Origin of the sequence: Streptomyces sp. CC208A, from assembly GCF_030010625.1 — a bacterium.
Taxonomy (GTDB): domain Bacteria; phylum Actinomycetota; class Actinomycetes; order Streptomycetales; family Streptomycetaceae; genus Streptomyces.
The window spans coordinates 315450-327531 of record NZ_JASCXN010000003.1 but is presented as its reverse complement, the minus strand read 5'-3'; the positions used below and the strand labels follow the sequence as shown (position 1 = coordinate 327531).

The 12082-nt window shown below is 73.4% G+C and carries 13 protein-coding genes and 1 pseudogene; 4 read left to right on the top strand and 10 right to left on the bottom strand.

From position 1 onward, the window contains the following. Nucleotides 1-57: 57 nt before the first annotated feature. Nucleotides 58-2157: a DNA helicase RecQ gene (gene recQ, locus QK442_RS05910; RefSeq protein WP_282692737.1), complete on the bottom strand. Its 2100-nt coding sequence runs from the start codon at nt 2155-2157 to the stop codon at nt 58-60. Between the two features lie 185 nt (nt 2158-2342). Then, nucleotides 2343-2732: a helix-turn-helix domain-containing protein gene (locus QK442_RS05905; RefSeq protein ID WP_282692736.1), complete on the bottom strand. Its 390-nt coding sequence runs from the start codon at nt 2730-2732 to the stop codon at nt 2343-2345. Between the two features lie 119 nt (nt 2733-2851). Here QK442_RS05905 and QK442_RS05900 point away from each other — a divergent pair, with 119 nt between their 5' ends. The 3 genes and pseudogenes from QK442_RS05900 (at nt 2852) to QK442_RS05895 (ending at nt 4160) form a co-directional block, all read left to right on the top strand. Then, nucleotides 2852-3154 carry a hypothetical protein gene (locus QK442_RS05900; RefSeq protein ID WP_282692735.1) on the top strand — a complete coding sequence of 101 codons (303 nt, stop codon included), beginning with the start codon at nt 2852-2854 and terminating at the stop codon, nt 3152-3154. Nucleotides 3155-3262: 108 nt separating this feature from the next. Continuing rightward, nucleotides 3263-3313 (top strand): annotated as a pseudogene (locus QK442_RS36335) (hypothetical protein); the annotation flags it as partial. Between the two features lie 160 nt (nt 3314-3473). After that, nucleotides 3474-4160, top strand: coding sequence for a hypothetical protein (locus QK442_RS05895; RefSeq protein WP_282692803.1), 687 nt, complete (start codon nt 3474-3476; stop codon nt 4158-4160). 18 nt (nt 4161-4178) lie between these two features. On the opposite strand, the gene QK442_RS05890 is transcribed toward QK442_RS05895, so the two are convergent. From QK442_RS05890 to QK442_RS05855, 8 genes are all read right to left on the bottom strand, one after another. Then, entirely contained in the window at nt 4179-4397 is a 219-nt protein-coding gene (locus tag QK442_RS05890; RefSeq protein ID WP_282692734.1) for a DUF6480 family protein, read from the bottom strand. A 42-nt stretch (nt 4398-4439) separates the two neighbouring features. Continuing rightward, nucleotides 4440-4916 carry a hydrolase gene (locus QK442_RS05885; RefSeq protein WP_282692733.1) on the bottom strand — a complete coding sequence of 159 codons (477 nt, stop codon included), beginning with the start codon at nt 4914-4916 and terminating at the stop codon, nt 4440-4442. A gap of 118 nt (nt 4917-5034) precedes the next feature. Further along, the gene (locus QK442_RS05880) at nt 5035-6234 is read right to left on the bottom strand and encodes an FAD-dependent monooxygenase (protein WP_282692732.1); all 1200 of its coding nucleotides are present in this window, start codon (nt 6232-6234) and stop codon (nt 5035-5037) included. Between the two features lie 247 nt (nt 6235-6481). Continuing rightward, on the bottom strand, nt 6482-7891 hold the full coding sequence (locus tag QK442_RS05875) for an asparagine synthase-related protein (protein WP_282692731.1): 1410 nt from the start codon (nt 7889-7891) through the stop codon (nt 6482-6484). Nucleotides 7892-8128: 237 nt separating this feature from the next. Continuing rightward, the gene (locus tag QK442_RS05870) at nt 8129-8473 is read right to left on the bottom strand and encodes a rhodanese-like domain-containing protein (protein ID WP_282692730.1); all 345 of its coding nucleotides are present in this window, start codon (nt 8471-8473) and stop codon (nt 8129-8131) included. After that, nucleotides 8470-8982: a peroxiredoxin-like family protein gene (locus QK442_RS05865; RefSeq protein ID WP_282692729.1), complete on the bottom strand. Its 513-nt coding sequence runs from the start codon at nt 8980-8982 to the stop codon at nt 8470-8472. The genes QK442_RS05870 and QK442_RS05865 overlap by 4 nt, the downstream gene beginning before the upstream one ends. An 82-nt stretch (nt 8983-9064) precedes the next feature. Further along, nucleotides 9065-9775, bottom strand: a complete 711-nt coding sequence (locus QK442_RS05860; protein ID WP_282692728.1) for a 4'-phosphopantetheinyl transferase superfamily protein — start codon at nt 9773-9775, stop codon at nt 9065-9067. 34 nt (nt 9776-9809) lie between these two features. Next, on the bottom strand, nt 9810-10634 hold the full coding sequence (locus tag QK442_RS05855) for a TauD/TfdA family dioxygenase (protein ID WP_282692727.1): 825 nt from the start codon (nt 10632-10634) through the stop codon (nt 9810-9812). A gap of 207 nt (nt 10635-10841) precedes the next feature. Here QK442_RS05855 and QK442_RS05850 point away from each other — a divergent pair, with 207 nt between their 5' ends. Continuing rightward, nucleotides 10842-12062 carry an IS110 family transposase gene (locus QK442_RS05850; RefSeq protein WP_282692726.1) on the top strand — a complete coding sequence of 407 codons (1221 nt, stop codon included), beginning with the start codon at nt 10842-10844 and terminating at the stop codon, nt 12060-12062. Nucleotides 12063-12082: the final 20 nt, after the last annotated feature.

The following is a 12082-nucleotide window of genomic DNA, read 5'->3' as shown; positions in this document are numbered from 1 at the left end:
TCCGGGCTCCGGCCGGACACCGGATCCGGGTCCGGTGTCCGGCCAGGGCCCGGGGTGTCACTCCCAGTCCTCCCAGGCGGGCTCGGCCTCGTCCTCGCCGAAGAAGAGCGGCTCGTCCTCGGGGGCCGAGGCCACGGTGGCCGCGGCGGGGCCTGCCGTCGGGGCGGTCTTCCGTACGGCCGCGGCCGACGCGGTGCCGACCGAGCGGGCCGCCCGCTGGTCCGCCGCCTCGGCCGCCGCGCGGGCCGGGGACTCGGCCGGGGCGGGGGCCGCGCCACCGGCTCCGGCGAACTCGGCCAGGGCCTCCAGGACGCCCTCCCCGTACTTGGCGAGCTTGGCCTCGCCGACGCCGCCGACCGTGCCGAGCTCGGCGACGCTCGTGGGGAGCGTGGTCGCGATCTCGCGCAGGGTCGCGTCGTGGAAGACGACGTACGCGGGGACGCCCTGCTCACGCGCGGTCGCCGCCCGCCAGGCGCGCAGCGCCTCGAAGACGGGAACGGCGGCGGCGGGCAGGTCGACGGGGACGCGGGCCTTGCCCGAGCGGCCGCCGCTCTCCTTGCGGGGCGGCGCGGCCTTGGCGGCCTCCTTGCGCATCGGGACCTGGCGCCGGCCGCCGAGGACGTCGCCGCTGGCCTCGGTGAGGACGAGGGTGCCGTAGTCGCCCTCCACGGCGAGCAGTCCCAGGGCGAGGAGCTGGCGGATCACGCTCCGCCACTCGGCCGTGCCGAGGTCGGCGCCGATGCCGAAGACCGACAGGGTGTCGTGGTCGAACTGGATGACCTTGGCGGTCCTCTTGCCCTGGAGGATGTCGATGATCTGGCCGGCGCCGAACTTCTGGCGCCGCTCGCGGGCCAGCCGCCACACGGTGGAGAGCAGCTTCTGCGCGGCGACCGTCCCGTCCCAGGACTCGGCGGGGGTCAGGCAGGTGTCGCAGTTCCCGCAGGGCTTGGACTCCTGGCCGAAGTAGGCGAGCAGCCGGACGCGCCGGCACTCGACGGTCTCGCAGAGGGCGAGCATGGCGTCGAGGTGGGCGGCGAGGGAGCGCCGGTGGTTCTCGTCGCCCTCGGAGCCGTCGATCATCTTGCGCTGCTGGACGACGTCCTGGAGGCCGTACGCGAGCCAGGCCGTGGCCGGCTCGACGTCGCGGCCCGCGCGGCCGGTTTCCTGGTAGTAGCCCTCGACGGACTTGGGCAGGTCGAGGTGGGCGACGAAGCGCACGTCGGGCTTGTCGATGCCCATGCCGAAGGCGATGGTCGCGACGACCACGACGCCGTCGTCGCGGAGGAAGCGCGCCTGGTTGGCGGCGCGCGTGGCCGCGTCCATGCCCGCGTGGTACGGGATGGCGTCGATGCCGTGCTCGGCGAGGAAGGCGGCGGTCTTCTCCACGGAGGAGCGCGACAGGCAGTAGACGACTCCGGCGTCCCCGGCGTGCTCGGTGCGGATGAGGTCGAGGAGCTGCCGGGTCGGGTTGTTCTTGGCGACGATCCGGTACTGGATGTTGGGCCGGTCGAAGCTGGCGACGAAGTGCCGGGCCCCCTCCAGGCCGAGGCGGGTGGCGATCTCGCCGTGGGTGGCCTCGGTGGCCGTCGCGGTCAGCGCGATCCGGGGCACCTCGGGCCAGCGCTCGTGGAGCGTGGAGAGGGCGAGGTAGTCGGGCCGGAAGTCGTGGCCCCACTGGGAGACGCAGTGCGCCTCGTCGATCGCGAAGACCGAGACCGTGCCCCGGTCGAGCAGCCGCTGGGCGCCCTCGGTGCGCAGCCGCTCGGGGGCCAGGTAGAGGAGGTCGAGCTCTCCGGCGAGGAAGGCCTGCTCGACGGTCTGCCGCTCGTAGGGGTCCTGGGTCGAGTTGAGGAACCCGGCGCGGACTCCGAGCGCGTTGAGCGCGTCCACCTGGTCCTGCATGAGCGCGATCAGCGGCGAGATCACCACGCCCGTGCCGGACCGCACCAGCGCCGGGATCTGGTAGCAGAGCGACTTGCCGCCGCCGGTCGGCATGAGGACGAGGGCGTCGCCGCCGCCCACGACGTGCTCGATGATCTCCTGCTGCTCGCCCCGGAAGGAGCTGTAGCCGAAGACCCGGTGGAGCACTTCGAGGGCGTCGGAGGAACCCCCGGAGCTCGGGGAGGAGGCGTCGGAAGAAGCGTCGATGAGAGCCACCCGAAAAGCCTAGCCGCCCGGGCACCCCCGCCGGGCCGCCCGCCGCGGCCTGTGGACAACCCTCCGCCGTCCCGGAGCGCCGTCCCCCTTGGGTGGGACGCGCGAGCGGGATGCACGGGCTGTGCGGGCGGTGTCTCCTCGGCGCAGCACCTCCTGGGCGCAGCACCTCCTGGACGCAGTGCCTCCTAGGCGTCGACGGCGGACGCGCGATCGGCCCCGCGGTCGGTCCCGGGAGCATCCTTGCGTGCGGCCCCCTGGCTCCTCCCGCCGTCGGTCTCGTGGGCGAGGAGTTCCAGGAGGCCGGCGATCTCGTGTCCGGCTTCGGCGGGGTGCCGGAAGGGCGCGTCGGCGTTGACGCGGTAGCGGTTGCGGCGGCCGTCGACGGCGCGGGCCCGGGTGAGGTACCCGGCCGCCTCCAGATCGGCGACGATCGCCTGGACGGTGCGCTCCGTGACGCCGCAGCGCTGGGCCACGTCCCGGAGTCGTGCCTCCGGGTCGCGGGCGATGACGAGCAGGACGCGGGCGTGGTTGGTGAGGAAGGTCCAGCCCACCGGACCGTCTCCGTTCAGTCCCATAGGTGGGGTGTGCCCGGCTTTCCCGGGATCATGCGAAACATCTTTCACGTAAACGTTGACGCATATGCCGGGAAAGCGGAGACTCAGGGTGAGAGGTCGTCTGACGACCGGAGGACATCATGAGCTCCGAACTCGTCCGCCAGGTCCAAGCCGTCCTCGCCGACGCCGGTTTCGGCCCGGACAGCGGGCTGACCGCCCAGAGCGACGGCGCGGCGGTGATCGTCGCCTGGCATCCGGACCGGCTCATCAGGCCCACCATCGCCGCCCACGCCACCGACCCCGAGGTACACGCCGCCGCCGCGATCACCGGCATCCGCACCGCCCTGGAGACCGCCCTCACCAGCGTCTTCCTGAGCGCGGGGCTCGTCCCGCTCCCCCAGCCCGACGGCTTCATCCGCGTCACGGCCACCCCCACCGGGTGAGCCGGGAGGCCGGGCGCGCGGCTGCGGACGAGCGACCCGACCGGACCCGGCTGACAGCGCGTCCGGCACGGCCGGGGCTTCCGCCACCTCGACCAAGAGGGCCGTCCCCTGCCCGACGCCGACCGGGAACGCGTCCGGGCGCCGGCGATCCCGCCCGCCTGGCGCGACGTCTGGATCCGCCCCTGGTCCCACGGCCGCCTCCAGGCCGTCGGCACGGACACGGCGGGCCGTCGGCAGTACCTGTACCACGAGGCGTTCCGCGCCCGGCAGGAGCTCGCCAAGCACGAATGTCCGGGAGGTCGCGGCCGCGCTCCCCCGGCTGCGCCGCACCGTCGCCCGGGACCTCGCCCGCCGTGGCCTGTGCCGCAGGCGCGTCCTCGCCTGCGCGGTCCGCCTCCTCGACCTCGGTCTCTTCCGGGTGGGCGACGACCGCTACCGCCGGCAGAACGACTCGTACGGGCTCGCCACCCTGGCCCGCGCGCACGTCCGCCCGGCACGCGGGCGCGTGGAGTCCGACCCTCCCGGGAAGTCCGGCCGTCGGCTCACGGTCCGGGTCGAGGACCGGGCCGCCTGCGCGGTGGTCCGCGCCCTGGTCCGCCGCGGCGGCGACGGCGAGCGACTCCTCGCCTACGGGGAGGGCGGTGCCTGGCACGACCTGCACGCCGACGAGCTCAACGCCTGTCTGCGCGAGCACTCCGGCGCAGACCTCATGGCCAGGGACTTCCGCACCTGGCACGCCACCGTGCCGGCCGCCGCCCTGGCCGACGGGGCCGGAGCGGGGGCGCCCTCCGCGGCCCGGCGGCGCGCGGTCCGGCGGACGGTCGCCGAGGCCGCCGCGTACCTGGGCGACACCCCGGCGGTGTGCCGCGCCTCGTACATCGCGCCGCGCGTCCTGGAGCGCTACGAGGAGGGCGTCGCCCTCCCGCCGGGCCTGCGCGGCCGGGACCGCGTCGAGCGGGCCGTGCCGGGCCTCCTCGACGAGGAGGACGGCACCGGGCGCGCGTGACCGCCACGCCCGGCACGGTCAGTCGACGGCGAGGACGATCGCGTACACGACGAAGAACAGGGCGCACAGGACCACCACGATGCCCAGGGCGAGCAGCGGTCCGGCCGCCCAGCCGCGGGTCGGCCGCCGGTAGGGCCCCGTACCGGTGCTGGTACCGGACTCGGCCGGAGGCGTCCCGCCCGGGTCGGGGCCCGGGACGACGCGAGGATCGGGATCGGGGTTGCTCGGGGTCGCCATGACGACACCTCCTCCACGGCCACCCGGCCGCTCCCCGAGCGCCTACCCAGCCCGGCCGCGCCCATCCGAATCCCGGAGGCGCGGCCCTCGGGCCGACCGGGGCGGGAGGGCGCGCTTGGCTCCGAGGAGGACTCCGTAGCGCCCGCGGACCGCGAAGTCCTCCGGCCGCCAGACCGCGGGTCGCCCGACTTCCGCACACAGGTGGAGGATCGCGTCGTCACCCGTCCAGACGCCGACGTGCGCGCCGTAGGCACGGTCGGTGGAGTTGAACAGGAGCAGGTCGAGGGGGCGCGCGACCGGCACGCGGACGGTGGCCGCCGTGTCGTCCCAGAGCTCGGAGGAGCGCAGGTCCGGGGGGCGCAGCCCGAAGTGCCTGAGCACCTCGTAGGCGAACAACTGGCAGTTGGCCCCGGCCGCGAGCCCCGGCCGCGCGGCCACGGCGGCGGCGCCCGGGAAACGCGAACCGTCGTAGCGGACGGTCCAGAAGTCCGCCGGAAGGCGGGTGATGATCGACTCCATCCCGCCATCATTCCCCGGACGGGGCCGGGACGGGGCGCGCTGAGGTCCGGCGGCCCGGCAGCGCGGCGGAAGGGAGTACGGCCTCCGCGCCCACACCGTGAGGCCGGGCCGTCGGGCCTTACGCGGCAGGGCCGTTCGAGCCGACGTACTGGCGGGCGAAGGACTCCGCCTCCGGTCCCTGGACCATCCGCTCGATGGCCGCGAGCCTCAGCCCCAGGACGAAGCGCCGCGCGGCCGGTCCGGACTCCGCGGGCGGGAGCATGACGAGCCGGAGCAGCCGGTCGGAGAACTCCTGGACCTGCCAGATCTGCCGCAGGCGACGCCGTGCGTAACCGTCGAGCAGCCTGTCGTCCCCGCGGTGGTAGTGGGCGATCAGCCCCCGCGCCAGGTCGGCGACGTCGGCGATGGCCAGATTGGCTCCCTTCCCTCCGAACGGGGTCAGCAGATGGGCCGCGTCCCCGGCGAGGAACAGGCTGCCGTGGCGCAGCGTGTCGCTGATGTGGCTCCGCATCAGCAGGGTCCGCAGCTCGGTGACGACGCCGATCCGGGGCGCGACGGTGCCCTCGCAGCGCAGCCGCAGCGCCAGCTGCTCCTGGATGCGCTCCACCGGCCAGTCGTCCAGGCTCTCCCCGGCGCCGACCTGCAGATGGAAGCGGCTGACCCCGGGAGCGCGCGGCATCATCCCCGCGAACCCCCACTCGGTCACCGCGTGGACGACGCCCTCTACCGGCCGGTCCACCTCGGCGAGCATGGTCAGCGTCTCGTACGGATAGCGCAGGGATGCCTCCGGGGGGTCGTCGAGGGCCGACGGCATCAGGGTGCGGGTGATGCCCCGGAAACCGTCGCAGCCGATGACGAAGTCGCAGGCGATCTCCACCTCGTCGCACACGATGCTCGGTGCCGGACCGGGCAGGCCCACCACCGCACGGACCGGCCGCGAGAACAGCAGCGGCGTGCCCGCCCGGTCCAGCCCCTCGAACAGGTCGCGGACGAGCAGGTGCTGCGGGTACAGCCAGTGCCGGTCCCCGCCGGTCAGGGTGGCGTAGTCGAGGGCGAGGCGCCGGCCGAGGATCTGGAAGTACGAGCGGCCCACCCGCTGTCCCTCCTCGACCAACCGGTCGCCCAGACCCAGGCTCCTGAGGTACCGCACCGTCCACTGCTCCAGGAGCCCCACCCCGGCACGCTGCTCGACGCGCTCGCGCGAGGACCGCTCCACCACCACGTGGTCGATGCCCGCCCTGCCCAGCGCCGAAGCCGCGACCAGGCCGGTGGGGCCCGCGCCGATGATGCCCACCTGTGTGCGTATCCGCCGGGTCATCTCGGGGCCTCCTTCCGCGCGGACGGGACGGGAGCGACGGGCGCCGGGAGGGAGGACCGGCCCCCGGGCGGGACCGGTGGGGGGAGCAGCGGCATCGGGGGTTCCTTGGTGGCGGTCGGGCCGGACTCGGGGGATCGGACACGGGCGGGGACCAGGTCGGCGGTGACTTCACGGCTGCTGCCGTACGCGGACGTCGCGGGGTGCCGGCGCGTCCGTCCGCACCGGACGGGCTGCCGGGGGCAGCCGGTCAGCCGGTACGGACGCGGCGTACGGCCCGCTCGAAGAGCTGCCACGGGTCCCCGGGGTCCAGCTCGCCCTGTGCCGCCCGGTCCAGGAGCTCGGCGAAGCAGGCCAGGTACAGGGCCTGCCGGTCCGGGGTGCCCGTCTCCTTCTCCAGACGGCGTGCCACTCCGTCCTGGAGGCCGCCGCCGTGGTGGACGGCGATCTTCTTGCGCCAGGCGATCGACTCGGAGACCCGGCTGCTCATCGCCGTACGGAGGTGGTGCTTCTCCCGGCCGTCCCGGACCTTGCACTCGGGCGCGGTCTCCAGGGCGACCTTCATCACCGGCCAGGACCAGAAGGGGTGGTGGACGGTCGTGCCGTAGGCGAGCGGCATGCGGTGGGACAGTTCGTTGCTGCGCCGGGTGCGGTCGACCGCGGCCAGGACCTGCTCGATCAGGTCGTCGCGGTGGTCGAAGGGGCGGTAGAGGCCGGCGTTGATCAGATCGCTGCCGTAACCGGTCAGCAGGACCCGCTCCGCCGGGACGGCGCCGAGCCGCTGCACCGTCGTCGCCGTCAGCGCGACCTCGACGACCTCGGCGTCGGCCACTCCCAGCCACCGGACGGCCTCCGGGATCGAGCCGACGATCTCGTCCTCGGTCAGGTGGACCGGTTCGAGGTCGATGCCGAGCTCCGCGCAGAGTTCGGCCGCGTCGTCGAGCTCGTCGCCCCAGGGGGTCGCGACGCTGTACGGGGCGACGGAGAGCCCGGCGCGGGACGCCAGCCAGGTCACGGTCCCGGAGTCGATGCCCCCGGACAGCAGGGTGGCGTAGGACGTGCCCTCCGGGGTGGCCGCGTCGATCCGCTCGATCTCCGCCGTCAGCGCCGCCAGCTGGGCCTCGCCGGCGGCCAGAGGGTCGTCCAGGTGCGGCGCGCGGAAGTCGGCGAGCACGTCGGGCTCGTCGCCCGCGTCCGTGAGCCAGTGTCCGTCGAGGCGCCGGGTACGGGACACGGTGCCGTGGCGCAGCCGCTCCACACCGGCCAGCAGGGTGCCGCCCTCGTGCCCCGGAGAACCGCCGGCGAACCGGACGGGCAGGGCGAGCGCGGGCAGCACCAGGGGCGCGAGGAGCAGGTCCGTGAAGTAGGCGAACAGGCCCTTCATGCGGTTGACCGCGTAGTAGACCGGGTCCTCGTTCAGCGCCGAGACGCGGACGGTGACGGTGTCCGGCTCGATCAGCATCGTCGAGGCCGAACCGCCGCGGGAGTGCGGGGTCAGGGTGGCGGCGTCGATGACGAACGGCGGGTTCTCCGGGAGGCGTACTCCCTCGGGACCGCGGTGGTACACCCGCAGGTCGCCCAGGTCGGCGGAGTGCGCCAGGCCCTCCAGGTCGGGGACGGGGGCATTGGTGACGACGCACCACTTGCTGACGGGAGCCATGATCGGGCCTTTCCGGTGAGACGGCGCGCCCACGGCCGGAGTGCTCCGGCACAGGAGGCGGTGCGGGGGACTGCTGGGTCCGGGTGGACTGCTGGGTCCGGGTGGGCTGCTGAGTGCGGGTCTTCTCTGTCTGCGGTCGCGACCGTGGTCGTCGACCGGATCCCTCTGGGTGACGGCTCCGGCGGGCGGGAGGGGGTCCCGCGTCGCGCGCCGGGAGTCCGTCGTCGTTCGTGCGGCTCAGTACTCCGGCAGGCTGGGGTCGATCTGCCGCACCCAGGCGATGACGCCGCCTTCGAGGTGCACCGCGTCGGCGAACCCCGCCTGCCGCACCGCGGCCAGGACCGCTCGCGTGCGGACACCGGTCCTGCAGTAGAAGACGGGCGTGCGGTCCGCGCTCAGGGTCCGCGTCGCGGTCCCGTCCAGCCAGGCGCGTCCGGGGACGAGCCGGGCTCCGGGGATGCGGACGATCTCCCACTCGTGGGGTTCCCGGACGTCGATGAGGTCGATCTCCGCGCCGCGGTCAAGGAGATCCTTGAGCTGCCCGGCGGTGATCGACGCGGGCGCCGGCTCTTCGCCGCTCACACCTCACCCCGCGCCGGGTAGTCGTTCTCGTTGATCCAGCGAACCGTCTCGACGACCTCGTCGAGGTGCGGGCGCAGGAACGGCATCGTGGTCTGCACCGCCGCGTACAGGGTGCCGTCCGGGCGCACGAGGAACAGGCCCGGTTCGCTGAACTCGTCGGGGTTGCCCTCGTTGATGGCCTTCGAGATGTACAGCCCCCACTCCCGCATCGACTCCGGGCTCAGCCCGTAGCCGACCGGCACCCGGGTGAGGTCCCATTCCCTGACGGCCCGCTCGGCGCGGTCGACCCCGTCACCGCTCACCGCCACCACCGACGTCACCCCGACCTCGGCCAACTGCGGTATCAGAGCGTCCAGTTCCGTGATGTGGGCGCGGCACATGGGGCAGTGCACGCCCCGGTAGAAGACCACCAGGGTGAAGCTCTCGGGCCGCTGGTCGGCGAGGACCCAACGGCCTCCGCCCACCAGGGGGAGGTCGAGGGCGGGTACGGGCTGTCTGGGCTTGAGCATCGCGAACTCCTTCTGCGGAAAAGTTGTCGGTGAACCGGGCCGGGCGACGTGCGGCGCCGGGGGGCGGGTGGGACGGGCCGGGTCAGTCCGTGCCACGCGCCGGGAGCCGGCGGGGGCGGAGGTCCGGGGATGTCCTCGGCAAGGAGACGGCCGTGAGCAGCAGGCCCCGTCGCACGGCCCACCTCCCCCGGAACCGGGTCACGCGCAGGCCCTCCGCGAGGCGGGCCGGGCGCGCCAGGACCGCCGTGAAGGCGCCCGCGGGGACGTCGACGGTCACCGTCGCCTCCTCGAAGCCCAGCCAGCTTCCGGTGAGCGAGGACCACGCCTTGTAGACGCTCTCTTTCGCGCTGAACAGCAGTCGGTCCCAGCACACGTCCGGATCGGAGACGGCCAGCGCGGTGAGGTGCGCGCGCTCCTGGGGGACCAGGACCATGCGCAGGACGCCCTGGCTTCCCAGCGGCAGGTGGGGCTCCGCGTCCAGGCCGACGGCCAGCACCGCGTCGGACCGGGCCACGACCGCGGCCCGGTAGCCGTCGCAGTGGGTCATGCTGCCGACCGTCGACCGCGGCCACACCGGTGCGCCCCGGGGCCCGCGCGGAATCGGCCCGGGCGTCTCGCCGAGCCGCGCCAGCGCGGCCCGGGCGCAGGCGCGGGTCGTGGCGAACTCACGGCGCCTGCCGGGCACCGCCCCCGCCACGCACCGCTCCTCCTCGGCGAAGAGCGGCCATGGCTCCCGCGGATCGCCGAAGGCCTCGACGGCCACGTGGGGGGCGGGCAGCACCTCCTCGATCACCGGTCCTCCCCCGGAGCGGCCGACACGGCCGCGGCTAGGCCGCGTCGGACAGCGTCAGCTGCCCGCGGAAGAGCACCCGGGTGCCGCCCTCGCTGATGGCGGTACGGCCGTGCAGCGTCCGCTGGTTGTCGATGATCAGCAGGTCGCCCACCTCCCAGCGGTGGGTGTAGGCGTAGCGCTCCGAGCGCAGGAAGGCGTCGAGCTCCTCGAAGAACTCCTCGGAGGCCGCCGGCTCCATGCCCTTCACCCGGATCTCCCAGGAGCGCTGGTCCACGTCACGGGGGAAGGCGGTGGTGATGTTGAGGGACGTCACCCGGCCGTAGTCCCGGGTCGTCGGGATCGCGTACCAGTCGGCCGGCACCGTGGGGAAGTACCCGCGCTCCTTCACCAGGTACTCCACCTCGTGCTCGTCGAGGACCCGGCGGAGGTGCGCGGGCATCTCCTTCCACGCCGTCAGCTGGTCGCAGACGTAGGTCTCGCCGGAGCCGGGGGCGTCGGAGAACTCCGCCGCGTACAGGATGATCAGGTCGACCTGCTCGCCGACCAGGAGACCGTCCGTGTGCAGCGGGAGCGGGCCGCGCCCCGTCACCACCTTCCCCTTGTCGCGGGAGGCGTCGAGCTTGAGGAGATCGGCCTGCCCCTCGCCGAACTTGTGGTCGACCGTTTCGCCGAGGGAGCGTACGAGGAGCTTGAAGTCGTCCTCGTCCAGGTCGACGCCCCGGGCCAGGACGCAACCGCTCGCCAGCGCGGCCTCCTTGGCGCGCGCGGCCAGCTCCTCGACGGAGCCGCCGGGGGCCGGGGGCAGGAGCGTGCCCATCCCCGAGGGGGTCAGCCGCTGGTCTCCGTGGGCTGCAGACATCGTGGGTCCTACCTTTCAAGGGTGGTTGCTCTGGTCATTCGTAAGATCGGAGGGCCCGGGGGCTCTGGGTATGGCTGTCATCGTGGCGCCGTAGATGGCTCAAGGAACTTGGCCGCCCGGAGCCCCGCGACGACTCGACCGCCAATTGGGAGATGCGACTTTCGATCGCTGCGTAGGACAACGTCGGCGAGGTCGTCTGCGGGATCGATGTACGACGAGCTGGCGGAGGGGAACGTGCCCGAGATCTGGGCCGGAGTGGACATCGGCAAGACCCATCACCACTGCGTGGTGGTCAACGCGGACGGCAAGCGTGTGCTGTCCCGCCGGGTCGCGAACGACGAGAGTGAACTGCTCACCCTGATCGGCGATGTCCTGGAGATATCCGCCGACACCCTGTGGGCTGTGGACCTCAACCACGGCGGTGCGGCGCTGCTGATCGGGCTGCTGGTCAGCCACGGCCAGCCGGTCGCCTACCTCACCGGCCTGGCCGTCCACCGGGCCTCGGCCACCTACAAGGGCGGCGAGGGAAAGACCGATGCGAAGGACGCCTTCGTCATCGCCGACCAGGCCCGCGTCCGACGCGATCTGGGCCTGCTGCGGCCGGGCGACGAGATCGCCGTCGACCTGCGGACCTTGACTACCCGCCGCCTGGACACGGTCTTCGACCGCACGCGGCAGATCAACCGCCTCCGCGCCCAACTCCTGGAGATCTTCCCCGCGTTGGAACGGGCCCTGGAACTGACGAACCGGGGGCCGGTGATGCTGCCGACCGGCTACCAGACCCCGGCCGCGATCCGCCGGGCAGGCGCGAGCCGGATCGAGACATGGCTGAAGAACCGCAAAGTCAGAGGCGCCGCCGCACTGGCGAAGACGGCGGTGGAGGCCGCCCAGGCCCAGCAGGCCGCACTGCCCGGCGAGAAGCTGGCCGCCGCCATGGTGGTCCGCCTCGCGAAGGGGGTGATGGCCCTCGATGAGGAGATCGCCGAGCTCGACGCCCTGATCGAGGCCAAGTTTCGCGAGCATCCGCACGCCGAGGTGATCCGCAGCCTGCCCGGCATGGGAGCCAAACTCGGAGCCGAGTTCCTCGCCGCGACCGGTGGCGACATGGACGCCTTCGGCAGCGCCGACCGCCTGGCCGGCTTCGCCGGCCTGGCCCCCAGACCGCGCGACTCCGGCCGTGTCAGCGGCAACCTGCGCCGGCCCCGGCGCTACCACCGCGGTCTGCTGAGAACCATGTACCTGTCGGCCATGGCGAGCCTTCAGTGCTGCCCGGTCTCGAAGGCGTTCTACGACCGGAAGCGGAGCGAGGGCAAGGGCCACAAGCAGGCCCTGCTGGCTCTCGCACGCCGACGCCTCGACGTCCTGTGGGCGATGATCCGTGACGGAGAGTGCTTTCACAGTTCACCTCCCGTCACGGGAGCAGCTTGACAACAGGATTGGGAAGTTCC

Excerpts from the sequence above, each read along its gene's own strand:
- QK442_RS05875 (WP_282692731.1), bottom strand. The coding sequence starts at position 7,891 with ATGGCTCCCGTCAGCAAGTGGTGCGTCGTCACCAATGCCCCCGTCCCC.
- QK442_RS05900 (WP_282692735.1), top strand. The coding sequence starts at position 2,852 with ATGAGCTCCGAACTCGTCCGCCAGGTCCAAGCCGTCCTCGCCGACGCC.
- QK442_RS05885 (WP_282692733.1), bottom strand. The coding sequence starts at position 4,916 with ATGGAGTCGATCATCACCCGCCTTCCGGCGGACTTCTGGACCGTCCGC.
- QK442_RS05880 (WP_282692732.1), bottom strand. The coding sequence starts at position 6,234 with ATGACCCGGCGGATACGCACACAGGTGGGCATCATCGGCGCGGGCCCC.
- QK442_RS05850 (WP_282692726.1), top strand. The coding sequence starts at position 10,842 with ATGTACGACGAGCTGGCGGAGGGGAACGTGCCCGAGATCTGGGCCGGA.
- QK442_RS05865 (WP_282692729.1), bottom strand. The coding sequence starts at position 8,982 with ATGCTCAAGCCCAGACAGCCCGTACCCGCCCTCGACCTCCCCCTGGTG.
- QK442_RS05890 (WP_282692734.1), bottom strand. The coding sequence starts at position 4,397 with ATGGCGACCCCGAGCAACCCCGATCCCGATCCTCGCGTCGTCCCGGGC.
- QK442_RS05855 (WP_282692727.1), bottom strand. The coding sequence starts at position 10,634 with ATGTCTGCAGCCCACGGAGACCAGCGGCTGACCCCCTCGGGGATGGGC.
- QK442_RS05905 (WP_282692736.1), bottom strand. The coding sequence starts at position 2,732 with ATGGGACTGAACGGAGACGGTCCGGTGGGCTGGACCTTCCTCACCAAC.